The 25084-nt window shown below is 62.6% G+C and carries 25 protein-coding genes; 18 read left to right on the forward strand and 7 right to left on the reverse strand.

The features are described 5' to 3' along the window. Positions 1-31: 31 nt before the first annotated feature. Positions 32-1393 (reverse strand): IS1380 family transposase, encoded by a 1362-nt coding sequence (locus tag NFH66_RS03995; RefSeq protein ID WP_349608584.1) that lies wholly within the window; start codon positions 1391-1393, stop codon positions 32-34. Positions 1394-1478: 85 nt separating this feature from the next. On the opposite strand from NFH66_RS03995, the gene NFH66_RS17725 reads away from it, so the two are divergent. Further along, complete coding sequence (locus NFH66_RS17725; RefSeq protein ID WP_502878666.1) at positions 1479-1655, forward strand: DUF4214 domain-containing protein; 177 nt, start codon at positions 1479-1481, stop codon at positions 1653-1655. 278 nt (positions 1656-1933) lie between these two features. On the opposite strand, the gene NFH66_RS04000 is transcribed toward NFH66_RS17725, so the two are convergent. Next, positions 1934-3253, reverse strand: a complete 1320-nt coding sequence (locus tag NFH66_RS04000) for an IS1380 family transposase (protein ID WP_349608585.1) — start codon at positions 3251-3253, stop codon at positions 1934-1936. A 33-nt stretch (positions 3254-3286) separates the two neighbouring features. Between NFH66_RS04000 and NFH66_RS04005 the strand changes: the two genes are divergently transcribed. Next, the gene (locus tag NFH66_RS04005) at positions 3287-5353 is read left to right on the forward strand and encodes a DUF4214 domain-containing protein (protein WP_349608586.1); all 2067 of its coding nucleotides are present in this window, start codon (positions 3287-3289) and stop codon (positions 5351-5353) included. A gap of 215 nt (positions 5354-5568) precedes the next feature. Here the strand turns inward: NFH66_RS04005 and NFH66_RS04010 are convergent, their stop codons facing one another. Beyond that, the gene (locus NFH66_RS04010; protein WP_349608587.1) at positions 5569-6930 is read right to left on the reverse strand and encodes an IS1380 family transposase; all 1362 of its coding nucleotides are present in this window, start codon (positions 6928-6930) and stop codon (positions 5569-5571) included. 29 nt (positions 6931-6959) lie between these two features. After that, the gene (locus tag NFH66_RS04015; RefSeq protein ID WP_349608588.1) at positions 6960-7646 is read right to left on the reverse strand and encodes an NUDIX hydrolase; all 687 of its coding nucleotides are present in this window, start codon (positions 7644-7646) and stop codon (positions 6960-6962) included. Between the two features lie 191 nt (positions 7647-7837). Between NFH66_RS04015 and NFH66_RS04020 the strand changes: the two genes are divergently transcribed. The 12 genes from NFH66_RS04020 (at position 7838) to NFH66_RS04075 (ending at position 18830) form a co-directional block, all read left to right on the forward strand. Beyond that, positions 7838-8362, forward strand: coding sequence for a DUF6036 family nucleotidyltransferase (locus NFH66_RS04020; protein WP_349608589.1), 525 nt, complete (start codon positions 7838-7840; stop codon positions 8360-8362). Positions 8363-8432: 70 nt separating this feature from the next. Then, positions 8433-9608 carry an RNA-guided endonuclease InsQ/TnpB family protein gene (locus tag NFH66_RS04025; RefSeq protein WP_349608592.1) on the forward strand — a complete coding sequence of 392 codons (1176 nt, stop codon included), beginning with the start codon at positions 8433-8435 and terminating at the stop codon, positions 9606-9608. Between the two features lie 175 nt (positions 9609-9783). Next, positions 9784-10212, forward strand: a complete 429-nt coding sequence (locus tag NFH66_RS04030) for a hypothetical protein (RefSeq protein WP_349608594.1) — start codon at positions 9784-9786, stop codon at positions 10210-10212. A 144-nt stretch (positions 10213-10356) separates the two neighbouring features. Further along, positions 10357-10722: an RpnC/YadD family protein gene (locus NFH66_RS04035; protein WP_349608596.1), complete on the forward strand. Its 366-nt coding sequence runs from the start codon at positions 10357-10359 to the stop codon at positions 10720-10722. Between the two features lie 384 nt (positions 10723-11106). Continuing rightward, positions 11107-12630 carry an IS21 family transposase gene (istA, locus tag NFH66_RS04040; protein WP_502878631.1) on the forward strand — a complete coding sequence of 508 codons (1524 nt, stop codon included), beginning with the start codon at positions 11107-11109 and terminating at the stop codon, positions 12628-12630. Further along, the gene (istB, locus tag NFH66_RS04045; RefSeq protein ID WP_133483961.1) at positions 12623-13396 is read left to right on the forward strand and encodes an IS21-like element helper ATPase IstB; all 774 of its coding nucleotides are present in this window, start codon (positions 12623-12625) and stop codon (positions 13394-13396) included. Before istA ends, istB begins: the two co-directional genes overlap by 8 nt. 139 nt (positions 13397-13535) lie before the next feature. Next, a complete protein-coding gene (locus NFH66_RS04050; RefSeq protein WP_349608597.1) occupies positions 13536-13769 on the forward strand; it encodes a DUF2281 domain-containing protein in 234 nt (77 codons plus the stop codon). Then, entirely contained in the window at positions 13766-14116 is a 351-nt protein-coding gene (locus NFH66_RS04055) for a type II toxin-antitoxin system PemK/MazF family toxin (RefSeq protein WP_349608600.1), read from the forward strand. Before NFH66_RS04050 ends, NFH66_RS04055 begins: the two co-directional genes overlap by 4 nt. Before the next feature lie 670 nt (positions 14117-14786). Then, complete coding sequence (locus NFH66_RS04060) at positions 14787-15656, forward strand: Rpn family recombination-promoting nuclease/putative transposase (RefSeq protein ID WP_349608602.1); 870 nt, start codon at positions 14787-14789, stop codon at positions 15654-15656. Between the two features lie 222 nt (positions 15657-15878). Further along, positions 15879-16118, forward strand: a complete 240-nt coding sequence (locus NFH66_RS04065; protein WP_349608604.1) for a hypothetical protein — start codon at positions 15879-15881, stop codon at positions 16116-16118. 168 nt (positions 16119-16286) lie between these two features. Further along, positions 16287-17489 carry an ISL3 family transposase gene (locus NFH66_RS04070; protein ID WP_349607353.1) on the forward strand — a complete coding sequence of 401 codons (1203 nt, stop codon included), beginning with the start codon at positions 16287-16289 and terminating at the stop codon, positions 17487-17489. A 153-nt stretch (positions 17490-17642) separates the two neighbouring features. Further along, the gene (locus NFH66_RS04075; RefSeq protein WP_349608606.1) at positions 17643-18830 is read left to right on the forward strand and encodes a DUF4214 domain-containing protein; all 1188 of its coding nucleotides are present in this window, start codon (positions 17643-17645) and stop codon (positions 18828-18830) included. Between the two features lie 76 nt (positions 18831-18906). Here the strand turns inward: NFH66_RS04075 and NFH66_RS04080 are convergent, their stop codons facing one another. Next, positions 18907-19737, reverse strand: a complete 831-nt coding sequence (locus NFH66_RS04080; protein WP_349608608.1) for a helix-turn-helix domain-containing protein — start codon at positions 19735-19737, stop codon at positions 18907-18909. Position 19738: 1 nt separating this feature from the next. After that, positions 19739-20782 carry an AraC-like ligand-binding domain-containing protein gene (locus tag NFH66_RS04085; protein WP_349608609.1) on the reverse strand — a complete coding sequence of 348 codons (1044 nt, stop codon included), beginning with the start codon at positions 20780-20782 and terminating at the stop codon, positions 19739-19741. 461 nt (positions 20783-21243) lie between these two features. Here NFH66_RS04085 and NFH66_RS04090 point away from each other — a divergent pair, with 461 nt between their 5' ends. Next, positions 21244-22017, forward strand: coding sequence for a hypothetical protein (locus NFH66_RS04090; protein ID WP_349608611.1), 774 nt, complete (start codon positions 21244-21246; stop codon positions 22015-22017). Positions 22018-22217: 200 nt separating this feature from the next. Here the strand turns inward: NFH66_RS04090 and NFH66_RS04095 are convergent, their stop codons facing one another. Next, positions 22218-23537: an IS1380 family transposase gene (locus tag NFH66_RS04095; protein ID WP_349608612.1), complete on the reverse strand. Its 1320-nt coding sequence runs from the start codon at positions 23535-23537 to the stop codon at positions 22218-22220. Positions 23538-23570: 33 nt separating this feature from the next. Between NFH66_RS04095 and NFH66_RS04100 the strand changes: the two genes are divergently transcribed. From NFH66_RS04100 to NFH66_RS17730, 3 genes are all read left to right on the forward strand, one after another. Continuing rightward, positions 23571-24473 carry a hypothetical protein gene (locus tag NFH66_RS04100; protein ID WP_349608613.1) on the forward strand — a complete coding sequence of 301 codons (903 nt, stop codon included), beginning with the start codon at positions 23571-23573 and terminating at the stop codon, positions 24471-24473. A gap of 66 nt (positions 24474-24539) precedes the next feature. Continuing rightward, positions 24540-24896, forward strand: coding sequence for an IS5 family transposase (locus tag NFH66_RS04105; protein ID WP_162900037.1), 357 nt, complete (start codon positions 24540-24542; stop codon positions 24894-24896). Next, on the forward strand, positions 24872-25078 hold the full coding sequence (locus tag NFH66_RS17730; RefSeq protein WP_502878632.1) for a transposase: 207 nt from the start codon (positions 24872-24874) through the stop codon (positions 25076-25078). Before NFH66_RS04105 ends, NFH66_RS17730 begins: the two co-directional genes overlap by 25 nt. The last annotated feature ends 6 nt before the right edge of the window (positions 25079-25084 follow it).

Consider the following 25084-nt stretch of genomic DNA (forward strand, 5'->3'; position numbering starts at 1 on the left):
TCTCTGCGTGGTGCCTTTGTCCGACAGACGATCAGCATGGCGTGCCTCGGGGATAGCGCAGGCGGCTTCGCAAGGTGTTCAATACCGTCATGCGTCCGATGTCCTGCCCGAAGTCGAGGATGATCTGCCGCGCCTTGTGAATCACGAGCGCCGCACGATGCACCAGCTCTTGTAGCACGGTGCGGATCCGGCGCCGCTTGGCGGGATGGCGCACCGGGCTCAGCTCGCCGGTCATGCCCAGCTGCCCCATCAGCCGCAGGATGTTGTAGGCCAGCTGGGCGAGGTGCAGGATCAGATCGTTGGTGGCGAACTTGCCCGACGGCAGCCGCTCCAGGTCGAGATCGGTCTTGATCTCACTGTGGAATTGCTCGTGGGTGGCATGCGCCTGGTAGCGTTTGATCACCGCCTCCGGCGCCTCGTCCAGGCTGGTCCACCAGCCTTCCAACTCATAGTCCGGTTCGAGCAGCAACTGGCCATCGCGATCGGCGGTGCGCTCTACCAGGCGCATCACGCGTTGGACGACGTATTCGGTCTTGTTGTCGTCGTGGATCGAGACGGTCTGCGTCCACAGCGCCTGGCGCTTGCCAGGACGCAGCTCTTCCCAGTAGTCCGCCGCCACAGCCAACCAGGTATCCTGATCCGCCGTGGCCGAGCCGCGCGGGTTCCATTTGACGACATAGTCGAGCCGGCGCCCCTCGTCGGCAAAGACCTGGCGCTGCTGTTCGAGAAGCGCCAGGTGCGCCTGGCTGTCGAAGCCGCTGTCCTCGCGTAACAGGATCGGTTGCTTGGTCAGGCCTTGGGCGCGAGGCAGTACCCGCTCCAGGAAGGCGTTGTTCTCCTTCATGGTGTGCTGCTTGCCAGGCCGCAGTTCCAGACCCAGGCACCACCCTTCGTTGCCCAGATAGGCGGCGATCGGGGTGTAGCCATCGACCTTCTGGTAGGTCCGCGAGACGCCTTCCTTCTTCGAGTTGCTGTTGTCCATGACGAAGGTGTCGATGTCCAGGCAGACGTGCGTCGTCTCGGCGGTGATCGGTGCTTCGATCAGTGACAGCAGGGTCGTGGACCAGGTGGCGGTGCGCGCCTGCAGGTCGTTGGCGGCAAATTTCTCCAGCCGCTGTCGCAGCGTCGCCGCGCTCGGCACCTTCTGCAGGGTCAGCAGTTGTTGGAAGGGCTTGTCGCGGCGGAAGTTCTCGATGGCGTCATAGTCGCTCATGCCCAGACACAGCAGGCCCAGGTAGCTCTTGATCACGTCACTGGTGCGCATGCCCAGCGTGGTGGGGAAGCGGCTGTCGATGCTATCGACGCCAGCGATCTCGAAGCACTGCCCGATGATGGACAGCCCGGCGTGGCTGGTGAGGGTGCGGCGACTGGCACGGAACTTGACGTTGGGCATGGCACTATCTGGGTGAATGGCGATATTCGCTATATTGCCATGCAGTTCAGTAGGTTAGAAGCATTTCTGGGGGCTGGTCTCACGGATTCAGGTTGATAACACGGCATTGGTTAACAACCTGTATCAGCAGCTGTTTGGCCGTGATGCTGAGCCGGAAGGTCGAGATGCTTACGTCGCCGCATTGGAGAGTGGAGAGGTAAACCTCGCCAGATTGCGGCTGAGATCGCTGGCGGCGCCCAGAACGGGGATGCCGAGGCGCTGACTGCCAAGCGGGAAGCGGCGGATCGCTTCACCGAGAGCCTGGAAGAAACACTGGGTGGTGAACAGGCCTATGGCAGCGATGGTGCTGCGGCCGCGGCACGCGACTATCTAGCCCGGATGTTGCACCGGGTCAGTCAGAAGTCCCCAGATGCCAGGCTCGGTGGGGATAAAAGGGATCTGGGGTGGAGTTTGGCTGCTTTTTGATCAAGTTCCTGTGCTCAGGGCGCACCTCCCCCAACCCCCTTGTGTTTTCTGTGCCGGGGACAGCACGCCGCGGCGCTATCCCGGCACCAGCTTGCTGGCCAGCTTCAGGAAGAGGTCCTGCTCCGGGTACTGGCTGCTCAACATCAGCCGAATCGTGCGCGTGTTGCGGGTGATGACAGCGCCGATCTTCAGCAGCTTCAGGCGGAGGGTGTTGACCTGGGCCTGGGCGAAGGCGGTGCGCTTGAGGTAGATCCGGCGTAGCCGCTCCAGCAGCAGGTAGGCCAACCCCGACAGCAGCAGTCGGTACTGGTTGGGCCACCATTCGTGGCAGCTGGTGCGGTCGGAGAACAGGAACTGCTGCTCCTTGATACGGTTCTCCATCTCGCCTCGGGCACAGTAGCGGTGGTCATAGAGCCACTCGGCGCTGCAGCCGCGCAGGCTGGTGACCACATAGCGGGTGTTGAAGCCACGCCAACTGGTCTCGGATTTGACGACCACCTTTCGTCGGCGCTTCTTCCAGCTCTTGGCGGCGTACTCGATGAAGCCGAAGACTCGCTGCTTCTCACGGGTCTTCTCGAAGCGGATAGCTGACTCGTAGTCGATATCCAGGGCTAGCTTGGCCAGCCGCGGGTTGCCGGCGAGGCCGACGATGTAGTCGACACCGTGGCGCTCGCACCAACTGAGGATCAGCGGGCGGCAGAAGCCGCTGTCGCCGCGGAATACGACCTTTACCTCAGGCCACGCCTGGCGCAGCCGCCGAACCAGCAGGGCAAGAATGGCGCCGGCGTGGTGGGCGGCATCTCGGTAGGCCGGGCGAAGGTAGCTGACCAGCAGCTGATCGCCACAGAACACGAACAGCGGCAGAAAGATGTAGTGGTTGTAGTAGCCGTTGAAGTGCCGCCCGAGCTGCTGGCCGTGCACCCGGTCGTCGGTGGCATCGAAGTCGAGGTAGAGCGGCTTCTTGGGTGGCCGCCGGAACGAGCGGATGAACTGCTCGATCATTTCCTCGTGGATGGTGACCGCCCAGTCCCGATCGGCTTGCTGCTCGAAGCGACACAGCGTGGACTGGCTGGCCAGCACGCCGTCGGTATCGACGGCGGTCTGCAGGGCGATGTCGTGACGCAGCGCCTGGTGGTCGTTGAGATCCTCGTAGCCCAGCGCCAGGCCAAACACGCGCTGCCGAACCAGGGTTTCGGTGCGATGCAGGCAGCGTTGAGGATCGCGGTCATCACTCAGCCGGCGAGCGATAGCGCGGGTCAGGCCCATCTCGCGGTCGAGCTGCCGCAGCAGCAGGATGCCACCGTCAGAGGTGACCTCGCCGCCATCGAAGCTGGCGGTGATCTGACGGCCTTTGCAGCGTGGAAAGGTGGCGGTGGGCGTGGTACATTTTGTCATGGCGGCTGTGTCGGCTAATTCTTGGTTAGGCTCTTGAATTATAACCGATTTTCAGCCGCTTTTTTCATGCCTGGTGCAATATTCGGGCTAGCCCAGGTCACCACCTCGCAAGAGGCGGATGAAGCGGCCCCGCAGGAACTGGTGGGTCAGTTGGTTACATCAGCTTCGGATGCCTATGCGGATGCCATCCAGACCTTGTACATCGCCTACTATGGCCGGCCCGGTGATCCAGATGGCATGGCATTTTGGACGGCTCAGGCACTTGCCAATGATGGCGATCTTGAAAGCCTCGTAGCAGCGTTCGGCAGCTCCGAAGAGTACACCGAGGGTCTGGCTCAGCTCGAGCCTGAAGCTCAAGTCGAAGCGCTATACCTTCAGATATTTGGCCGCGATGCGGACGAAGAAGGTCTTGATTTCTATTCTCAAGCCCTCGCCGATGGTGACTTAAGTCTTGCCGAGATCGCCCTGACGATCGTCAACGGTGCCGCCGAAGACGACCGAGAGGTGCTCGATGCGCGTCTCGACGTCGCCAAGGCAGTCACCGCGGCACTCGACTCCCCGGAAGAGCTGGCCGAGCTTTCCAGCGAGGAAGGTCTCCAGGCCATGCGCGACCTGTTGGGTGGTGTCACCAGCCGGGAGCAAGCGGATGCAGTGCTGGAAGATGTCGACAAGGCGGTTGGTGATGCGCTGGATACGCCGCTTCCCGAGCCAACCGTGACACTGGCCGCAGCGCTGGAAAACACCCCTGAGTCAGCCTATCGCTTGGATACCGAAGCGCAGCTGCAGGCTGGCACGCTCAGCGTAAGCGCGGCTCAGGACCTCTTTGCCGACGCCCAGAGCCTGGTAAATGGCGCTGAGAACGCCGCTGCGGTGGATCTCGACAACCTGCTGGCATGGCAGATCCAGGATAGCGCACAGGCTCTTATTGATGCCGCCGATGAGGCTGTCGTTCAGGAGGCGGACGCCGTCGGGGTGACCGATGAGCAGGTCACGCTGGCACAGGCTACCGCGCTGGAGGCACTGGCTAATTTCGACGGTGATCTGCCCACGGTGAGCTACATCCTTCAAGAAGCCCTCGACGCGGGCGAGAACCGTTATAGCGACTATGCCATCCAGGTGGGCAGCGCCGTGGATGCCGGCACGCTTAGCGTTGATGAGGCGAGCCAGGCGCTGAGTGACCTCGAAGCGCTCATCGGTGGTGCCCAGAATGCCGGTGAACTAGAGGCTGGCGAGCTGCTGAACTGGTCCATCGAGGATGGCGTTGCCGCGATTCTCTCCGCCAGCGATGATTTGGCGATCAGCGGTGCCGAGACAGTCTCCGTTACCAGCGATCAGGTCACCCTGGCCCAGGCCGAGGAGCTCCAGGCGCTGGAGAACTTCGATGGCGAGTTGCCCACCGTGCTCTATACCCTGGAGCAGGCGCTGGACGCCGAGGAACTCCCCGGGGACTATGCGCTGCTGGACCTCCCGTATGCAGCGGAGGAGCTCAGTGTCGATGAAGCCGAGGCGATGCGTAGCGAGGCGCAGTCGATCCTGTCGGGGGCGGCCAACGCCGATGATTTAGAACTGGCGGACCTGCTCTCCTGGACGCTGCTCGACAGCGGGCAGTCCCTGTTGGCCGCCGTGGAGAGCGAGGCCTTCCAGCAGGCCGATAGTTTTGCCTTCGACAGCGGTAATCAGGTCTACGTTGACAACGACGGCGAGGTGAGTGGCTATCAGACCCTCCAGAAAGCCATCGCTGCCGCCGATGATGGGGCGACTCTGCTCGCGGCTCCGGGCGAGTATGCTGAGGATGTCGACTACACGGGGGCCGTGTCGGTTAACGTTACCGGCATGACACTCAACGGTGCCAATGCTGGTGTAGCAGGTACAGATCAGGGCCGCGTCACCGAATCCATCATCAATGGCAAGCTGGATGTCGCGGCCAGCGACATCACTATCGACGGTTTTACCATCGACCATGACGATGGGTACGCGCTTTCGATGTCGGCAGGCACCAACCTAGTGTTCCAGAACAACATCGTGACTGGGGCCGAAGGAACCCAGTTGGACTACCATGGTGGACCCAACGATACCTTGACGTTCCACCTGAATCCGTGATGCCGGCGTCGACACTTTCCCTATCGCCGTCAGCGAGCATTTTTTGACCTCCGATTCCGTCTCAACCGCCGAATGCATATCTGCCATGGCCAACCATAGCGGCATCGGCCGGCGACGATGACCCGTTTGCTCATGCATTGCTACCCGCCGGGTACGGTGATGCTGGCTGCCGGTGACCGTCAGCCCTCTGCGTGGTGCCTTTGTCCGACAGACGATCAGCATGGCGTGCCTCGGGGATAGCGCAGGCGGCTTCGCAAGGTGTTCAACACCGTCATGCGTCCGATGTCCTGCCCGAAGTCGAGGATGATCTGCCGCGCCTTGTGAATCACGAGCGCCGCACGATGCACCAGCTCTTGTAGCACGGTGCGGATCCGCCGCCGCTTGGCGGGATGGCGCACCGGGCTCAGCTCGCCGGTCATGCCCAGCTGCCCCATCAGCCGCAGGATGTTGTAGGCCAGCTGGGCGAGATGCAGGATCAGATCGTTGGTGGCGAACTTGCCCGACGGCAGCCGCTCCAGGTCGAGATCCGTCTTGATCTCGCTGTGGAATTGCTCGTGAGTGGCATGCGCCTGATAGCGCTTGATCACCGCCTCCGGCGCCTCGTCCAGGCTGGTCCACCAGCCTTCCAACTCATAGTCCGGTTCGAGCAGCAACTGGCCATCGCGATCGGCGGTGCGCTCGACCAGGCGCATCACGCGTTGGACGACGTATTCGGTCTTGTTGTCGTCGTGGATCGAGACGGTCTGCGTCCACAGCGCCTGGCGCTTGCCAGGACGCAGCTCTTCCCAGTAGTCCGCCGCCACAGCCAACCAGGTATCCTGATCGGCCGTGGCCGAGCCGCGCGGGTTCCATTTGACGACATAGTCGAGCCGGCGCCCCTCGTCGGCAAAGACCTGGCGCTGCTGTTCGAGAAGCGCCAGGTGCGCCTGGCTGTCGAAGCCGCTGTCCTCGCGTAACAGGATCGGTTGCTCGGTCAGGCCTTGGGCGCGAGGCAGTACCCGCTCCAGGAAGGCGTTGCTCTCCTTCATGGTGTGCTGCTTGCCAGGACGCAGTTCCAGACCCAGGCACCACCCTTCGTTGCCCAGATAGGCGGCGATCGGGGTGTAGCCATCGACCTTCTGGTAAGTCCGCGAGACGCCTTCCTTCTTCGAGTTGCTGTTGTCCATGACGAAGGTGTCGATGTCCAGGCAGACGTGCGTCGTCTCGGCGGTGATCGGTGCCTCGACCAGTGACAGCAGGGTCGTGGACCAGGTGGCGGTGCGCGCCTGCAGGTCGTTAGCGGCAAGTTTCTCCAGCCGCTGTCGCAGCGTCGCCGTGCTCGGCACCTTTTGCAGGGTCAGCAGCTGTTGGAAGGGCTTGTCGCGGCGGAAGTTCTCGACAGCGTCATAGTCGCTCATGCCCAGACACAGCAGGCCCAGGTAGCTCTTGATCACGTCACTGGTGCGCATGCCCAGCGTGGTGGGGAAGCGGCTGTCGATGCTGTCGACGCCAGCGATCTCGAAGCATTGCCCGATGATGGACAGCCCGGCGTGGCTGGTGAGGGTGCGGCGACTGGCGCGGAACTTGACGTTGGGCATGGCACTGTCTGGGTGAATGGCGATATTCGCTATATTGCCATGCAGTTCAGTAGGTTAGAAGCATTCCTGGGGGCTGGTCTCACGGATTCAGGATACAGCTCCGCCAGCAATGGCTTGTCGTTGGGGTGATGCAGCACCTCGTGAAGGCGTGCGATGGGCACCAGGCTCACCGCCTGGCTCTCCCAGCCCATGGCGGCCGGCGTGCCGCCCAGCCGGCGTGCCAGGAAGTAGCGGGTCACGCTGGTGGAGCGTGGCACGTCGACCAGCCAGCGGGTCAGGGCGATGACCAGGCCGGCCTCCTCGAAGGTCTCCTTGATGGCGGTCTGCTCGAGGCTCAGCCCCGGTTCCCGCTTGCCCTTGGGGAAGGTCGCCCGGTAGCCGCCGAAGGCATTACTGGGGTGCACCACCCACACCCGGCCGTCGGGCTCCATGACCACGGCACCCGCGGCGGGGGCCTTGCCCGGTGAGACCACCAGCGGTGGTGTTTCGCCCGGGAGTTCGCTGGCTGCAAGCCATGGCGCGGCGGTGGGCGCGTTGCCGGCCGCGCGCCACGGCGCGAGTGCCAGCCCGTTGAGCTGCGCCGGCAGTGGGCCTTGCGACACCACGCTGGCAATCGCCGTGGGGTCGTCCCAGCAGGGCAGGGGGCTGGGCGTGGAGGGCGCCTTCAGGATCACCGGTTGCCCGGCGTCGTCGGGAAGGGGGTGGCACACTGGCATGGCAGGGTCTCGTCGGCAGCAAGCCGTCAGATTAGCTCAGGGTGATTAGCATCGCCATCGAATCAGGGGGTTAGCCACAGACAAGCTAGTGGGACTCATCGCAGTGGGTAGGGGTATGGTATTCTCGTGATCATAAGTGGCTTGTTGCCAAGCCTCAGCGACACGGAGAGCACATGCCCATAGAGCCGCGGATGTATCCGACCATCGAGCCTGATACTGCGCTAGGACGTGCGCTTGTGGCCTTTTTCGATGTGCTGGAGCCGTTGTATGCCAGCGGCGAGAAGGGCGTTTTCCAAGTGATTGTTTTCGGTGGTTGTGCGGTCCATATCCACACGAAGGCACGAGGTAGTGCGGATGTTGACGCTGAGATAGCGTCCCACGGCTATGCCGATAGATCCGACATCGTTGCGCTGCTGGATGAAGAAGCCTATGTGTTTGCGGACGAAGAGGGCGTGACGCAGATGCTGGAGCTGGATGCCAGCTTCAACACAACACTCGCTCCGCTGCACGAAGACTACGAGGACCGGGTCCTTCGGCTGGTGACGCAAAGCAACATCCCCAACGTGGAGGTCTACGTCGCCAGTGCGCTGGATGTGGCCATCTCCAAGCTTGGCCGTTTTGGCGAGCGTGACCAGCACGACATCCAGGTGCTGCTCAGCAAAATCCGCGTGAACCCTCGCCCACTCGGGCGGGGAGGTAAGCGGGCAGTGCGATAGCGCTGCTGGGTTTGCGGTATGGGGCACGGCGGCATAAGCTGTACATACATCCATGCATCAATGGCGCGCCATGCTGAAGGCTACCAAGGTACGACTCTACCCCACGACCGAGCAGGCGGAATTTTTGAACCGCCAGTTCGGCGCGGTGCGTTTCGTCTACAACACCGGCCTTCGCATCATGTCGCATCGCTACAAGCGCCACGGCCAGTCGCTGAGCGCCAAGCACGACATCAAGAAGTTGCTGCCGGTGGCCAAGAGGTCCCGCCAGTATGGCTGGCTGAAAGACGCGGATTCCATGGCTCTCCAGCAGTCGTGCATCAATCTCGACCAAGCCTTCCAGCGTTTCTTCGACCCCAAGCAGAAGGCCGGCTATCCGCGCTTCAAGAGCAAGCGGGGCAAGCAGTCCAGCTATCACTGCGTCGGCGTCAAGGCCGGCGACAACTGGATCAAGGTGCCCAAACTGGGGCCGATCAAGGCCAACGTTCACCGGCCTGTTGACGGCAAGCTCAAGAGCATCACGCTGTCGCGCACGGTCACCGGCAAGCACTACGCCTCGCTGCTCTTTGATACCGACCAGGCGGCCCCCGCGCCGACCATGGACGTTGATACCTCTCGCGTCGTCGGACTGGACATGGGGCTATCCCATCTTGCTATCGACTCAAATGGTCGCAAGGTCGCCAATCCACGCTTCCTCAAGAAGGCGCAAGAGAACCTCAAGCGCAAGCAGCAGGCGCTGTCCCGCACGAAGAAGGGCAGCGCCCGCCGGGCCAAGGCACGGTTACTCGTCGCCAAGGCGCATGAGCGGGTCGCCAATGCCCGCAACGACTTCCAGCACAAGCTCTCTCGACAGATCGTTGACGATAACCAAGCGGTGATCGTCGAGACGCTGAAGGTCCGCAACATGATGAAAAACGCCCGCCTCGCCAAGCACATCGGCGATGCGTCTTGGCATGCCTTGATGACCAAGCTGGACTACAAGGCCAGGGAGCAGGGCAAGCATCTGGTCAAGATTGACCCGTGGTTTGCCAGCTCCAAGACCTGCCATGTCTGCCAGCACAAGATGGACGCCATGCCGTTGAGCGTCCGGTCGTGGGAGTGCCCCGCCTGCCACACACAGCACGACCGGGACATCAACGCGGCGTTGAACATCAAGCAGCAAGGCATCATCCAGTTGAAGGCGGAAGGGCTGTCCGTCTCTGCCCATGGAGGCTTGCGTAAGTCCGGCACATCGTCGGCAGCTGCCTGAGAAGTGGGAAGCCTCGCCCGCTAGGGCGGGGAGCAGTCACGCTTTCTTATGTTGACATCGGTGAGTTTGAACGATTAGCTCGGGAGGCGATTAGCTACTATGTCGGCGATGAACCCCGTATTTTGGGCAATCTGAACGTGGTACTCGACGACTATCATCGCACCGAGGGCGAGTCATGATGGTTTCCTTCAAACGTAAACGGTTGTATCGGGTCGGCTCACGCCCTCTCGAGCTTGCAGTCGATGACGTGAAGCAGCTGGCTGAAGCCGTCTGGTACCGGGGCTATCGGCCGACGCTGGCAGAGCTGGATCGGTTGCGCGACGTGATGTCTCGTGAGGAGTTCCAGCGGGCGCTCTGTGTGCTCGAGCTGCTAAGCCAGTACCCGGTATGCCGCAGAGATACCGCACGATACCTACAGCAGCTCACCCGGCATTTCCATCGACAACTGCTGGGAAGCGACGACACACCCACCCAAGGGCGATATTCTCCCAGCAAGCGATGGGGCCTGAGGGATGCCACCGCTCCACTGCGCAAAGCGCTGCTTCCCATGCAGACACGTACCTATGCCGATGCGACAGGGCACCGGCATGGTCTAAGCACTTGAAGACTTTCCCTCGTGTATTGCCCTCGTCATGGCTCATACGCTACGGCCCCCTTTGGCGATCACCAGACGCCACTGAGCGGCGTATTCAGCGTCGAGAACGCCGGGGAGAGCTGGGAGGCCCTGCAGCGTGCCGTGGACCGGATCGTGGCGATCATCCAGGTCGACCCCGACAAGGAGCGCATCGACCGGATCATCACCCGCTGGCTCAAGCGGCATTTGCATCGACTGGGGGCCGGGATCAACCTGGATCGGCTCGATAGCCTCGTGGAGGATAAGGACATGTTGGCAGAGAATCTGGAAAATCTGGTGAAGAAAGAACGCCAGGAAGGGCGCCAGGAAGGGCGCCTAGAGGGTTTCGCCGGGCTGCTCCGTATGCAGCTGGCTTTCAAGTTTGGCGACCTGCCGCCGTGGGTGGACGAGCAGCTCGCGTCGGCCACCGATGCGCAGCTTGGTGAGTGGGGAATGCAGATGCTGACCGTCACCTCCCTCGACAAGCTGTTCACACACTGACGCCTCTGGCGGACCACGGCTCGCTCCGCCATGTCCTTCCCTTGGCGACCAACTCGCCGTCCAGAAGTCGCTCCGCGGCCAGCAGCCTCAGTGTAAAACTCTCCACCCGCCCCCTGCGCCTCGGTGGCCAACAGTCCCTCGGCGGTGAACAGCGTCACCGGCGTCGTCGGGAAGGGGGTGGCACACTGGCATGGCGCAGTCTCGTCGGCAGCAAGCCGTCAGACTAGCTCAGGATGATTAGCAACGCCATCGAATCAGGGGGTTAGCCACAGACAAGCCAGTGGGACTTGTATAGAGCGACAATTACTCTGGCCGGCCGACGACAACTACTGTGACCGGTTGCCCTAAGCTTGACCGCTTGTCCCGACCCACCAGGGAGCCGGTATGGCGGTCACCAGCCAACAGGTCACGCTCTATATGTCGCAACGTCAACAAGGCCAGACCCAGGAGGTAGCCGCCGCCAAGGCCGGCCTCTCCGTTAGAACCGCTCGCCGCCTCGAACGCCGGGCCGAGTCCTCCGAGCCGCAGGCATCACGACACTGGCGAACCCGGCCCGACCCCTTCGCTGAGGTGTGGGAGACCGCACTCGTCCCCCAGCTGGCCGCCACCCCGAGCTTGCAAGCCCTGACCCTGCTGGAGTGGCTACAGGAGCAGCACCCCGGCCAGTATCCGGATAGCTTGCTGCGTACCCTGCAGCGTCGAGTCAAGGGCTGGCGAGCCGCGCATGGCCCGGAGAAAGAGGTGATGTTCCCGCAAACCCATGGCCCCGGGCTGCGCGGCCTCTCCGACTTCACCGAACTCAAGGGGATTGTCATTACCGTGGCAGGGGAGCTGCTTGATCACCGGCTCTACCACTTCCGCCTGGCCTACAGCGGCTGGTGTTATGTCCGGGTGGTGCTCGGTGGCGAGAGCTACCCGGCGCTGGCTGAAGGCCTGACCCGTGCGCTGGAGCGCCTTGGCGGTGTCCCCGCGGAGCACCGCACCGACAGCTTGTCGGCGGCCTTCCGCAACCTCGGCCGGGAGGCGGAAGCCGACCTCACCGAGCGTTATGCTGCCCTGTGCGCTCACTACGGCATGACGGCCACCCGTAATAACCCAGGGCGCGGCCATGAAAACGCCAGCATCGAGTCGCCACATGGCCACTTCAAGCGGCGCCTGCAACAGCGCCTGACGCTGCGCGGCTCCCAGGACTTCGCTAGCCTCGATGACTACCAGGCCTTCCTCGATGAGGTGACCACCGCGATCAACCGCCGCAACGCGGCCCGGATCACCGTCGAGCGTGGCGCGCTACAGCCACTGCCCAGCCGGCCCGGTACCGACTACAGCGAGGTGACGGTGCGCGTCACTACCTCCAGCACTATCCAGGTGCGCAAGGTGCTCTACTCGGTGCCGTCCCGGCTGATCGGCGAGAACCTGCGGGTGCACCTTTACGATGATCGCTTGGTGCTGCATCACGCACAGCAAGCATTGCTGACGCTGAGGCGGCTGCATGCCACGCCGGAAAGCGGCCGGTTGCGGGTCATCGATTACCGCCATGTGATCGGCTGGCTGGTCCGCAAGCCCCGGGCGCTGGCGGGGCTGACGTTCCGCGACGACCTGTTGCCGAGTGCGGAGTGGCGCGAGCTGTACGCCCGGCTGACCGCCGCCTTGCCGGTCGCCGAGGCCTGCAAGCGCATCGTTGGCGCTCTGGCGTTGGCCGCCGAGCAGGACCAGGCCGAGGCGATCGCCAGTTACTGGCTGGGCGCCCTGGCGCGCGGGAAGAGCCCGACGCTGGCCGAGCTCCAGGCCCGCTTCGCCGCCACGCCGAGCGCCACGCTGGTTTTCCCCCAGGTGACTCAGCATGACATCGCCAGCTACAACCATCTGGTGCCCAGCGTGCCGACCACAGAGGTGGGCTGCCATGCCTGATGCCCAGACGCTGCCGCTGCTACTGCGACAGCTCCGCCTGCCCACCATGGCCGCCTGCTGGCCCCAGCTGGAAACCCGCGCCCGAGCCGAAAACTGGAGCCTGCCACAAACACTGGCCGCCCTATGCGAGCACGAGCTGGCCGAGCGTGAGCGACGCCGGCTGGCCCGGCACCTCAAGGAGGCCCGGCTGCCGGTGGGCAAGACGCTGGAGTCCTTCGAGTTCGACGCCATCGCGGCCGAGCAGCGCCGGCAACTGAGCGCCTTGGCCGGCGACACGCAGTGGGTCGACCAGGCTCACAACCTGCTGCTGTTTGGGCCCTCCGGCGTCGGCAAGAGCCACGTGGCGGCCGGGCTCGGGCATACGCTGGTCGACCAGGGTTACCGGGTGCGCTACGCCACCGCCTCAAGCCTGGTCCAGGAGCTCCAGGCTGCCAAGCAGGCACTGCGCCTGAGCGACGCCCTGATCAAGCTCGACAAGTACGCCGTGCTGGTGATCGACGATATCGGCTACGTCCAACGCAGCGAGGCCGAGACGTCAGTGCTGTTCGAGCTGATCGCCCATCGCTACGAGTCGGCCAGCCTGATCATCACCGCCAACCAGCCGTTCAGCGCCTGGGACAGTATCTTCCCCGACAGCATGATGGCAGTGGCCGCCATCGACCGGTTGGTGCACCACGCCACGCTGATGGAGCTGAGCGGGGAGAGCTACCGTAAGCGTGCTTATCAACGACAATTACAAGGAGGAAAAGCTGGGTCGTCAGACTGACGACAACTACCCACCCAACCGGCCATTTTAATTGTCGCCAAGCGGCCAAAGTAGTTGACGTCGCATACATCAGCTGACGGCGGCGAGCAGGCCATATGCTATTCTGATCGCGGTAACAATGCTTCCATGGGTAAGCGCGATGCAGCTTGAAGAACTCATTGCCAAGGTTAGTCGTCTATCGGCCGCTCGCCAGCAGGAGGTGCTTGATTTCGTTACCTTCCTGGAACAGCGCTACGCTGATGAACAGGTCGCTGAGCAAGCCGACTGGTCAGATCACCAGTTTCATGCGCTGAGCATTGATCAAGCTATGCGTGGGCTGGAGTTCGAGCCTGACCTCTACTCTGAGGATGATCTCAAGGAACGTTGGCAATGAAGCGTGCTGGCCACATTGCCTTGATGCCCTTTCCCTACACCGATCTCACTCACAGTAAGAAGCGCCCTGTGCTGTTGCTGCGGCGGCTGGATCACGCCCGTGACGACTGGCTCGTCTGCATGATTTCCTCTCGCCTGCAGCAGACCGAGACAGGTCTCGACTGGGTGCTGACGTCGGAGAGTGATGAGTTTGCTGCCTCCGGCCTCAAGGTTTCCAGTGTCTTTCGGCTGTCACGCGTCGCGGTGCTGGACGGTGCCTTGCTTCTGGGGCAAATGGGAGCGGTGAGCGAGACGAGGCTGCACGACCTGAGGCGCCGGCTGAGTCGCTGGATTACCTGCACAGAGTGAGTGGCCAGGCTACGGCGTGCCTTCGTGGTGTGGATACGTCGCGTCATGCTTCCCCACCTGGCACCGGGGATGGAGTTGCCCGGGTTCAATGACTTGCAGGATCACTACGAGGGTCATGACATGCTGGCCGAACGCACCTTATCCCGCCTCAATGCGTCAGCGTCGTCTGGGGGCATGCCGGTGGTGTGACGCCGCCCTCGGTCATCCCACACCCTACACCCCACACCCCGTGCACCTGACGTCCACGGCGGTGAACAGCGTCATCTGGGTATTATCGGTGATCTCCCCCACGCGACCGTAGGCCGTCAGGTAGTCGGTAATGCCAGGTTCGCCAAAGCGGTCGATGTTCTGATGGCGGCGCCAGCCCGTTCAGGCTCGCCGGCAACGGTCCGTCCGGCACCACCCGCGTGATCGCGGTAGTGTCGTCCCAGCAGGCCAGAGGCGTCGGCGTCGAGGGCGTGGCCAGGATTACCGGCTGGCCGGCTTCATCACGGCGAGGGTGCAGCACAGGCATGGCGTGGCCGCGGCAGCGGAAAGCCATCAGACTACCCCGAGGCGGGATGCATCGCCATGGAATCAGGGGGTTAGCTTGGCGTGTGGCTGGATCGTCCTGCCTGGCGACACCCAAAGCGTGGTATCCTGCAGCAAGACCATTTGGCAAGGGCACTTCATGGCCAACCTACTCGACCCCAAGAACGACTACGTCTTCAAGCGACTGTTTGCCGAAGCGCCGGATCTGCTGATGGCGCTGATCAACGATTTGCGGCCGGACCTGCCCGATATCACAGCTGTCGAAGTGCTCAACCCCAACATCGAGCCCAGCGAGCTTACCGGCAAGTACATCATTCTCGATGTGCTGGCTCGTGATGCCGACGGTCACTGCTACAATGTGGAGATTCAGGTTCGCCGTTACGGCGCCTGGCACAAGCGTGGCCTGTTCTACCTGGCGCGGACCCTCGGCCTTCAGCTGGATGCTGGCGAGGACTATCAGCACCTCAAGGCGTCTGTCGGCATCCACCTGTTGGACTTCGATCTGTTCACGGCCACCGAGGCCCAGAAGCGGCAAGCTGTATGGCGGTTTGAAATGCGCGACGAGTCCCAGCCTGACGTGACGCTGGGGAACATCTTGCAGATGAACCTGATCGAACTAGGAAAGGCCGACCGCCTGAACCTTGCCCCCGGCCCGATGGCTGCCTGGGTGACCTTCTTCGAGCACTGGCAGGAGGAATTGACCATGGCAAATGTTGCCCATGAGCCCGTCAAGCAGGCCATGAGCCGTATCCGGCAGCTCAGCGCTGACGAAGAGGCACAGCGCCTGGCGTTTGTGCGCGAGCGGGCGCTACGGGATGAAGTGTCATTCCTTAATGATGCTCGGCGTGAGGGCGAGGTTCACTTGCTTTCCAAGCAAACAAAAATCAAGTTTGGAGAGCTACCTGAGTGGGTGCAGCAGCGTTTGGACCAAGCGACCCCCGGGCAGTTGGAAGACTGGTCCGCTGCGATCCTGACGGCCAACTCCCTAGAGGAGCTGTTCAAGCATTGACCCCCGGCGGATCACGGCTCGATATGCCACGCCTCGCCTTGGTGATCTACTCGCCGACCAGCAGGCGCTCCACTGCCAGCAGCCCCAGCCTAAAGCTCTCTATCCGCCTCTGGGTCTCGGTTGCCAACAGTCCCATGGCGGTGAACAGCGTCATCTGGTTATCGTCGGTGATCGCCTCCCCCCCACGCGACTGAACTGGTCTAATTGGAGCGGACCCTCGGCTTGCAGCTGGACGCTGGCGAGGACTACCAGCACCTCAGGGCTTCCGTCGGTATTCACCTGCTGGACTTCGACCTGTTTACGGCAACCGAGGCCCAGAGGCGGCAGGCTGTTTGGCGCTTTGAGATGCGCGATGAGTCTCAGCCTGATGTGACGTTGGGGAATATCTTGCAGATGAATCTGATCGAATTGGGAAAAGCAGATCGCTTGAGCCTTGCCCGGGCCCACTGGCCGCCTGGGTGACCTTCTTCGAGCACTGGCAGGAGGAACTGACCATGGCAAATGTTGGGTTCTTCGCAGACTGGCGTGAAAGCGAAGCAACCTTAGGCAGAGGCGGGATAGAGAAACGGCGGTAAATCCGAGTAAACTGATGTTCACCACAAACCCCAGCCTACGGATACCGCCGTTGCCATGGATGCTACCCCGCTCTGCCTGTTCTGGAAAGGTTTCACCGTCGCCCATCACGAATTCCTGGATGAGCAAACACTACGGCTCCAGTTGGCGCCTGATGACCTGATCCCGCCAGTCTGCAGCGGCTGTGACCATGCCTGCTTTCTCGTCCATGACGTGCATCACCGTCGCGTCCGAGAGGCGCCGTTGCTGATCTACCGGGTGGAGCTGGAGGTGCCGGTACGTCGCCTGCGCTGCCCCGTCTGCGGCCCGACACGCGAGCGCATTGACTGGTTGCCGGGTCGTTCACCGGTGACCACCACGCTGCGCCAGTGGGTGGAGCGTCTGGTCGAGTTGCTGCCGATCCGGCATGTCGCCGACTTGGTCGGCCTGCACTGGCATACCGTCAAGGCCATCGATAAGCAGCGCCTACAGCGTGACCTGCCGGCGCCGGACCCGACGCGGCTGCGTCGCCTGATGATGGACGAGTTCGCCCTCCACAAGGGGCACCGCTACGCCACGGTGATTGCGTGTGCCGACACCCAGCAGGTGGTGTGGATCGGCGAAGGTCGCTCCCGGGAGGCGATCCGCCCGTTCTTCGAATGGTTGGGTGATGCGCGACAGCAGATCGAGGCCGTCGCCATGGACATGAACGCGTCTTTCGATCTCGAAGTGAAGGACCAGTGCCCTAACGCCGAGGTGGTCTACGACCGCTTCCATGTCGTGGCCAAGTACGGGCGTGAAGTGATGGACCGGGTGCGCGTCGATCAGGCCAATCAGCTGCGCGACGACAAGGCGGCCCGCAAGGTGATCAAGGGCAGCCGCTGGCTGCTGCTGCGCAATCAAGACAACCTCAAGCCTGAGCAAGCGGTGAAGCTGGAGGAACTGCTGGCCGCCAATGCCTCACTGACCAAGGTGTATCTGCTCAAAGACCAGCTCAAGACACTGTGGTTTGCCGAGGACGAGGCGACGGCACGCAGCGGTTGGCAAGAGTGGGCCGGTATGGCGTTGAGCAGCGGTATCGACGCCTTGGTGCGCTTCACCAAGAAGCTGGAGCCCTACTTGGATGGCATCGTATCCAGTGCTCGCCACCGGCTAAACACCAGCGTGCTGGAAGGTATGAACAACCGAATCAAGGTCATCAAGCGGATGGCCTACGGGTACCGCGACACGGCGTACTTCTTCCTGAAGATCCGTGCCGCGTTTCCCGGCAAAATGCGATGAACCATTTTTCGCGCCTTGGCCTATTATCCAGTTTGTTACGTCGTGTGAGTGTGGCGTAGTGACGCAGGGTCTCGCGTGCCTCGCGCGCGAGCCTGGGGGCAAGCGGCAATCGCCTGAGCATTCCCGGGGAAGACCAACAGCCCCGAGGAAGACGTGCAGCCGCATGAAGAACAGTCGAAGAAGAACATCAAGGGAGCCATCTTCATGGTCGATCTGAACAACGAACTACGCAGCACCCTGCTGGACAGCGGGGTCACCATCAGTGCGGACCTGGCCAATCGCATCATCGAGTGGGGCATCGGCTACCTGGAAGACAACACCGGCGTGGCGCTGCGCGGCCGCGACGAGATCACCGAGGCCGAGCAGGCGCAGATCGAGGAGTGGCTTGCCGTACCGGAGAACGCCCTGGCCTATGGCATGGCGTTCATGCAGCAGCCCTTCTACCAGGAGTATCTCGAGGCGTTGCAGAACATCGAGATTCCCGATGTCGACCCGCCCGCCGAGGAGCCCGATACCGAGACACCGCCCGATACCGACCCCACGCCGGACCCGGCACCGCCGCTGGATATCGACAGCGTGCAGGAGTGGGTGGAAGCGGTGGCCAGGCTCTACGCCGGCCTGCTCGAGACCACGCCCAGCGATCAGCTTATCGAGCTGTGGCGTGCCCAGTACGACACCGCGGTCGCGCTTACCGAGAAGGCGCTCACCTTCCTCGGCCAGGCCGGGCTGCCCGACCCCGAGAGCGATCCGGATGCCTTCTTCCAGCAGCTCTACCTCGACGTGCTGGGGCGCGAGGCCGACGAAGACGGCCTGGCCTACTGGACCGGCCTGCTCGAGCAGGGGCGTGCGCTTTCCGATCTGCTGATCGAGTTCACCTCCTCCGAGGAGGCGCGCGATGCCCTGCAAAGCCTGCTGGAAAGCGCCCTGCAGGGCGTGGACTACACCCAGCCAGCCGGCAACGGGCTCTCCGACGAGGCCTCGGTGGACAGCATCTACCAGGCCATCCTTGGCCGTGACCCCGACGACGAAGGGCGCGACTACTGGCTCGAGCAGCTGGCGGCGCAGGAAGACCCCGACGACCTCTCGCCGTTGATCGAGAGCTTCCTGACCAGCGACGAGTTCCAGCAGGCCAATGCCGACCTGGCCGATGCCGACTACCTGGCCATGCTCTACCTGCAGGTACTGGGGCGCGTGGCCGATGCCGGTGGGCTGGCCTACTGGCAGGGCGTGCTGGAGGAGGGCGGCGATCGCGCCGAGGTGGCCGAGGCCTTCATCGAGAGCGACGAGTACCTGATCCTGCTCGCCGGCACCAGCGCCGAGGGCGACGTCAGCATCGCCTGAGGCCACGCCAACCCGCCGTCACACCGCCGCCCACCCGGGCGGCGGTGTCATATTCGGGCTATGTCGTCGAAACACGCTATGACAGGTTGCCGGGCAGCGCCTCGAAGCGCCAATCGCCCAGCAGCGGCGACAGTGCGCCCTTGCGGAAGGCGCGGGCGGCCACGCCGAAGCGCTGGCGAAACAGCCGCTGGAACTGTTCGGTAGAAGAGAAGCCGTTGTGGAACAGTAGCCCCTTGATCGCCTTGCGATCCTGCTGGGGGTTGCGCAACAGCTGGGCGACGCGGTCCAGGCGCAGCGCGTGCAGGCAGGTCTTGAAGCCGCCGCAGGGTGTCAGCACTCGGTAAAGCCCCGCCCGTGACATGCCCATGGCCTGGGCGATGTCCTCGGCGCGCAGCGTGTGCTCCGCCAGGCGCCGGCGCATCAGCGTATCCGCCTCTGCCAGCAGGGAGCACTCACCCGTCTCCCCCAGGGCCGGGGCGGGGCAATAGAGCAGGTCGCTGATCGCCTGGGCGATGTAGCGCTGGCTCTCCGGGCTGATGCGCTCGATACGCAGTGTCAGCTCCTCCAGCAGCGCCTGCACCAGATGTCCCTGTTCGTGTTCCAGCAGGCGATGCTGTCCTCCCGTCAAAGGCGACACCGCCAGCCGGTAGGACGGCACCTCCAGGGCGATGGCCGCGCCCTCCAGCGCTACCACCTGCGACCCCGTCGGGCCCAGCAGCAATGGCGTCGTGTCGCTTTCCAGGCCCTCTTCGGGCACGTTGATGCGCCCGTCGCGCGGTACCAGCAACCACTGGGTGTGCGGGTCGTGCAGGGTGCAGGGGGGCGGCAGGGCCTTCATGCGTGCCGGTGGCATCTGCCACAGGCGGATGTCATCCAGATGGGCGAGCAGGCGCGGGGCTAGCGGCATGTCACACCTCCAGGCGCTGCAGCAGATCGCCGGCCTGGCCCTGGGGCAGGCGCGCGAACAGCTGGGGCAGCGGGTCGTCCTGAATCGGGTTGAGGTGCTCGCGCGAGAGCTGGTTGAAGTGCTCCAGCGACATCTCGAAGGTCTGCTCGAAGGCCTGACGCAGCGCGGTTTCCGACGGGAAGCACAGCTGGTCGGCCAGCGTCGCCCAGTCCGTGGCCTGGCCGCGCTGCTCGGTCATCTGCTTGGCCACCCAGCACAGGCGCCGAAAGCGAATGAACGCCGAGGGCCCGCCGGCATCGCGAAACAGCCGGTAGAGTTGCGAGCGCGAGATCTGGAAACGCTGTGCCAGGTGCCCCGCCGACAGCGCCGGATCATTCAGGTGGGCGTCGATATAGCCGAGGATCTCGCGGCGAATGGCCTGATGCACATGGGAAAGCCCGGGCGGCTGACGCTGCGAGGTCAGCGCGGCGAGGATCAGCGCACGGCTGACCCGCTGGCAACACTCGAACTGCTCGCGGTTGAGCCCTTCCACCAGGTCGCGGGTGGCCACCAGGTGCCGGGCCAGCAGCCGCGTGGCCGGGTGCCGCGGCATCAGCCGCGTGCCGTGCAGACCGGGCGGCAGCGGCAGTTCCTCATCCTCCTGCGGCACAATCAGCTGCAGCGATACCAGCCCGTCGGTGACGATCTGGCGTGGCCGGCTCATGTCCTCCAGCAGGATGTCACCGGCCCCCAGGCTCAGGTCATGTTCGCAGTCGTGATAGCGCACACGCCCGCGGATCACCAGCATCACCAGGTACAGCGGTGCACCACCCAATGCCAGTTGGGTGGCATCCCGCCGTGTGATCTGCGCCGAGGCATGGATGTCGCACAGCATGCCCGTACCGCCTAGCCAGGCATCGATACGCCCGCCGAACGGGCGCCGGTGCAAACGATCGGGCGAGGTGACCGGGTTGAGCACCTCGCGCCAGGTGTCTTCGCCCTGCGCAGGAACGAGTGGGCGGGTGTCGATGCGGCGGTAAGCGACGTCGTCTGGCTTAGCCGACATTGAGCTACCCTTTGTTAATTATCGATACGTGCTGTTACATTACTCTCTTGATCAGCGCTTGCCAATGTTTCGCCAATATCTTGGCAATGGCCGGCTGGCCCTGTCACCGCCTGAGACAGAATGCCGGGTTATCTGGGAGCGTCATGTCGTGCAGAACGCGGGTATATCGGCATAAGCTTGATTCACATCCAGCGACGAAAGCCTCGACATACCGCGGCCAGTGCCTGGTAAAAGCGTAGCGCAATGGCTTGTTTTACGGTCATACGACTGTTCGAAAGCTAAGCAAAGTAAGCTTTCTGTTGCATCGGGATAACTTTCTTTACAAGCCGCCTGCGCTTGCTATGTTCAAGAGAGCCTTGCCGGGTTCGAAAAAAGCCAAGCCGCATGGCATGACAGGGCATCGGCATCGACTTTCGTCGCGCATTTCATCGCAACGCGCAACATCACTGGGGACACGAATCATGAAGCGTCGAGCAAGCACGACCGCCTCGACGGCGGGCAAGGTACTGATGGCGGCGACTCTTGCCGCGGCCATCGGGCAGGCGGCCGTGGTGCAGGCCAACGGCTTTGGCGAGAATAGCTCCTGGCAGTTCAAGAGCGCCAACGACCGCATCGCCGATGTCAATACGCTGGATCTCATCGAGCGCAAGAAGGGCGGTTACTACGACTCCTTCGACGTCACCAACAACTACACCACCAACTTCGCCGGCGACCAGATCAACTGCTATCAGAGCGCCAGTACCACCGGTAATTCCGGTTCCAACCAGATGGACGCCGTCACCTCGTCGCCCACCACCGGCACCCAGGGTTCCGGCATGGATTCCATCACCGTGGGCAACGACGCCGCCACCGATGTCTCCGGCAGTAACCCGCCCTACAGCAACGACTCCACCTCCAACGTGGCCTCCACCCAGGCGGATCAATACGCCAACGTCGGCCAGAGCAACAGCAACAGCTCGCAGAGCTCCTCGCTCTCCGATTCGGCCATCTCCAGCAACGTGGGCAGCGTGGACGCCAATGGCGGGCTGACCGACCAGGCGCTCAACTCCAACCAGCAGAACCAGGACAGCATGCTCACCGCCGCCATCAACGACAGCACCGGCTGTACCTTCAGCGGCGGTGGCAGCGGCGGTTACAACAATCAGCCCAGCAGCTCGGTAGGCAGCTCGGGGAATTCCGGTAATAACTCCGGCAACACCAACGGCAATTCTGGCAACAGCACCGGGTATTACTGAGCCGACGCAGCGCAACACGCAGCGCGGTGCTAACCCGGATGTTGCACCGGGTCAGTCAGAAGTCCCCAGATGCCAGGCTCGGTGGGGATAAAAGGGATCTGAGGTGGAGTTTGGCTGCTTTTTGATCAAGTTCCTGTGCTCAGGGCGCACCTCCCCCCACCCCCATGTCTTTTCTGTGCCGGGGACAGCACGCCGCGGCGCTATCCGGGCACCAGCTTGTTGGCCAGCTTCAGGAAGAGGTCCTGCTCCGGGTACTGGCTGCTCAACATCAGCCGAATCGTGCGCGTGTTGCGGGTGATGACAGCGCCGATCTTCAGCAGCTTCAGGCGGAGGGTGTTGACCTGGGCCTGGGCGAAGGCGGTGCGCCTGAGGTAAATCCGGCGTAGCCGCTCCAGCAGCAGGTAGGCCAACCCCGACAGCAGCAGTCGGTACTGGTTGGGCCACCATTCGTGGCAGCTGGTGCGGTCGGAGAACAGGAACTGCTGCTCCTTGATGCGGTTCTCCATCTCGCCCCGGGCACAGTAGCGGTGGTCATAGAGCCACTCGGCGCTGCAGCCGCGCAGGCTGGTGACCACATAGCGGGTGTTGAAGCCACGCCGGCTGGTCTCGGACTTGACGATGACCTTTCGTCGACGCTCCTTCCAGCTCTTGGCAGCGTACTCGATGAAGCCGAAGACACGCTCCTTCTCCCAACTCTTCTCGAAGCGGATAGCCGACGTGTAGTCGATGTCCAGAGCCAGCTTGGCCAAGCGCTTGTTGCCGGCGAGGCCGATGATGTAATCGACGCCGTGGCGGTCACACCAGTTGAGGATCAGTGGACGGCAGAAGCCGCTGTCGCCTCGGAAGACGATCTTCACCTCAGGCCACGCCTGGCGCAGCCGCCGAACCAACAGGGCGAGGATGGCACCGGCGTGGTGAGCGGCATCCAGCGAGGCCGGACGCAGATAGCTGACCAGCAGCTGGTCGCCACAGAATACGAACAGCGGCAGGAAGATGTAGTGGTTGTAGTAGCCGTTGAAGTGCCGCCCGAGCTGCTGGCCATGCACCCGATCGTCGGTGGCATCGAAGTCGAGGTAGAGCGGCTTCTTGGGTGGCCGCCGGAACGAGCGGATGAACTGCCCGATCATCTCCTCGTGGATGGTAGCCGCCCAGTCCCGATCGGCCTGCTGCTCGAAGCGACACAAGGTGGACTGGCTGGCCAGCACGCCATCGGTATCGACGGCGGTCTGCAAGGCGATGTCGTGACGCAGGGCCTGGTGGTCATTGAGGTCCTCATAGCCCAGCGCCAGGCCGAAAACGCGCTGCCGGACCAGGGTTTCGGTGCGATGCAGGCAGCGTTGAGGATCGCGGTCATCACTCAGCCGGCGAGCGATAGCGCGGGTCAGGCCCATCTCGCGGTCGAGCTGCCGCAGCAGCAGGATGCCACCGTCAGAGGTGACCTCGCCGCCATCGAAGCTGGCGGTGATCTGACGGCCTTTGCAGCGTGGAAAGGTGGCGGTGGGCGTGGTACATTTTGTCATGGCGGCTGTGTCGGCTAATTCTTGATTAGGCTCTTGAATTATAACCGATTTTCAGCCGCTTTTTTCATGCCTGGTGCAATATTCGGGCTAGCCGTGGCCAAGGCCGCCGATCTCACCACTCTGAATTTTAATCTTGATGGCTCTGCAATCCCGCCAACACCCAATGAAATCAATGCCATTACGCTAACGGCGAACTCTCAGCTTAATGAGGAGAATCGTCAGGTATCAGAATCTGACCTGACCGTTAGCACTCAGAATGCCAATGTCACCGAGACAGGGTCTCCGCTAAGCCCTGAGGTCAACAATAATTTGATTTTCGCCGAGGGCATCGGTAACGAATTCGAGAGCACCAACTTCGCGGGCCCTCTTGACCTGAATGACCTTAATCCGGCAGGTGGCGATGGCCTGATCGCCTCCGGTCAGCTCTTTGCGCCCACGACGACCTCCAGTGTTAGCACTACTAACGGCGCAGTCAGTGCCAGTATTGACTACACTAGCACCCCGGTGACCATCGAAGGCAACCGCATCACCGCCGCGGCCATGGGCAACACCGTCGATATGAGCATGTCGGGTGATATTCCCAGCGGCTTCACTAGTTCTGATACTGGCTCGTTTAATCTGAACCTGAGTGGCGCCAATTCTGAGCTGGAAGGTACTGCGACCCTACAGCTGGCCAGCCAGCAGGCAACGGTGGGGCTTAGCAATGGCGGCTCAGACCCCATCGCCTCTACCAGTGATTCCCAGGTTCGCTTGAATCTTAGAAATAGCGCCAACATGGCTGATACGGTGAATGTGAACCGTAATCAGATCGATGCCAGCTTTATGGCCAACGATGCCAGCCTCAGCATCAATCTTGGCGATGATGAGCGCAGCGTCTTCCTTGGCACCCTCTCCGCGGCGAGCGTGCAAAACAATATCGGAGCTAGGCTGCGTTAACAATTGCTGATGGAGATCGGGCTGATTTAGAATATCAGCATTTTTCGGTGATCTATGCCTCGGCTAATGCTACGTGATGACCAATGGGAGCGCATCGAGCACATGCTCCCCGGCAAAGCTTCAGATCGCGGGGTGACGGCCAAGGACAATCGCTTGTTCGTGGAAGCCGTCCTGTGGATCGCCCGGACAGGCGCTCCCTGGCGTGATCTGCCCGACGCCTTCGGTCGCTGGCACACTGTCTACATGCGCTATAACCGGTGGTCTAAGAAGGGGGTCTGGCAGCAGGTTATCGACACATTAGCCGATGATCCCGACATGGAGCAGCTGATGATAGATGGCAGTATCGTCAAAGTTCATCAGCATGGGGCGGCAAAAAAACGGCTCAGAGCACCGAAGCCATGGGGAAATCGCGTGGGGGATTGAGCACCAAGATCCACGCGGCGGTCGATGCCCTCGGCAACCCGGTACGGCTAATCCTCACACCGGGCCAAGCGTCTGAGTACGGAGCCGCCCCAGCGTTACTGGCGGGCTTTTCTCCAGCGGCGGTGCTTGGCGACAAGGGGTATGATTCCACCGCTTTGAGGGACATGTCAGGCGACACGTAAAACTGA

The organism is Halomonas sp. H10-9-1, from assembly GCF_040147005.1.
In the GTDB taxonomy this organism is placed as follows: domain Bacteria; phylum Pseudomonadota; class Gammaproteobacteria; order Pseudomonadales; family Halomonadaceae; genus Halomonas.

What these genes read in the sequence shown, in the direction of transcription:
- NFH66_RS03995 (WP_349608584.1), bottom strand. Translation starts at nt 1,393, where the DNA reads ATGCCCAACGTCAAGTTCCGTGCCAGTCGCCGCACCCTCACCAGCCAC.
- NFH66_RS04000 (WP_349608585.1), bottom strand. Translation starts at nt 3,253, where the DNA reads ATGACAAAATGTACCACGCCCACCGCCACCTTTCCACGCTGCAAAGGC.
- NFH66_RS04010 (WP_349608587.1), bottom strand. Translation starts at nt 6,930, where the DNA reads ATGCCCAACGTCAAGTTCCGCGCCAGTCGCCGCACCCTCACCAGCCAC.
- NFH66_RS04015 (WP_349608588.1), bottom strand. Translation starts at nt 7,646, where the DNA reads ATGCCAGTGTGCCACCCCCTTCCCGACGACGCCGGGCAACCGGTGATC.
- NFH66_RS04020 (WP_349608589.1), top strand. Translation starts at nt 7,838, where the DNA reads ATGTATCCGACCATCGAGCCTGATACTGCGCTAGGACGTGCGCTTGTG.
- NFH66_RS04025 (WP_349608592.1), top strand. Translation starts at nt 8,433, where the DNA reads ATGCTGAAGGCTACCAAGGTACGACTCTACCCCACGACCGAGCAGGCG.
- NFH66_RS04030 (WP_349608594.1), top strand. Translation starts at nt 9,784, where the DNA reads ATGATGGTTTCCTTCAAACGTAAACGGTTGTATCGGGTCGGCTCACGC.
- istA (WP_502878631.1), top strand. Translation starts at nt 11,107, where the DNA reads ATGGCGGTCACCAGCCAACAGGTCACGCTCTATATGTCGCAACGTCAA.
- istB (WP_133483961.1), top strand. Translation starts at nt 12,623, where the DNA reads ATGCCTGATGCCCAGACGCTGCCGCTGCTACTGCGACAGCTCCGCCTG.
- NFH66_RS04050 (WP_349608597.1), top strand. Translation starts at nt 13,536, where the DNA reads ATGCAGCTTGAAGAACTCATTGCCAAGGTTAGTCGTCTATCGGCCGCT.
- NFH66_RS04055 (WP_349608600.1), top strand. Translation starts at nt 13,766, where the DNA reads ATGAAGCGTGCTGGCCACATTGCCTTGATGCCCTTTCCCTACACCGAT.
- NFH66_RS04060 (WP_349608602.1), top strand. Translation starts at nt 14,787, where the DNA reads ATGGCCAACCTACTCGACCCCAAGAACGACTACGTCTTCAAGCGACTG.
- NFH66_RS04070 (WP_349607353.1), top strand. Translation starts at nt 16,287, where the DNA reads ATGGATGCTACCCCGCTCTGCCTGTTCTGGAAAGGTTTCACCGTCGCC.
- NFH66_RS04080 (WP_349608608.1), bottom strand. Translation starts at nt 19,737, where the DNA reads ATGCCGCTAGCCCCGCGCCTGCTCGCCCATCTGGATGACATCCGCCTG.
- NFH66_RS04085 (WP_349608609.1), bottom strand. Translation starts at nt 20,782, where the DNA reads ATGTCGGCTAAGCCAGACGACGTCGCTTACCGCCGCATCGACACCCGC.
- NFH66_RS04090 (WP_349608611.1), top strand. Translation starts at nt 21,244, where the DNA reads ATGAAGCGTCGAGCAAGCACGACCGCCTCGACGGCGGGCAAGGTACTG.
- NFH66_RS04095 (WP_349608612.1), bottom strand. Translation starts at nt 23,537, where the DNA reads ATGACAAAATGTACCACGCCCACCGCCACCTTTCCACGCTGCAAAGGC.
- NFH66_RS04105 (WP_162900037.1), top strand. Translation starts at nt 24,540, where the DNA reads ATGCTACGTGATGACCAATGGGAGCGCATCGAGCACATGCTCCCCGGC.
- NFH66_RS17730 (WP_502878632.1), top strand. Translation starts at nt 24,872, where the DNA reads ATGGGGAAATCGCGTGGGGGATTGAGCACCAAGATCCACGCGGCGGTC.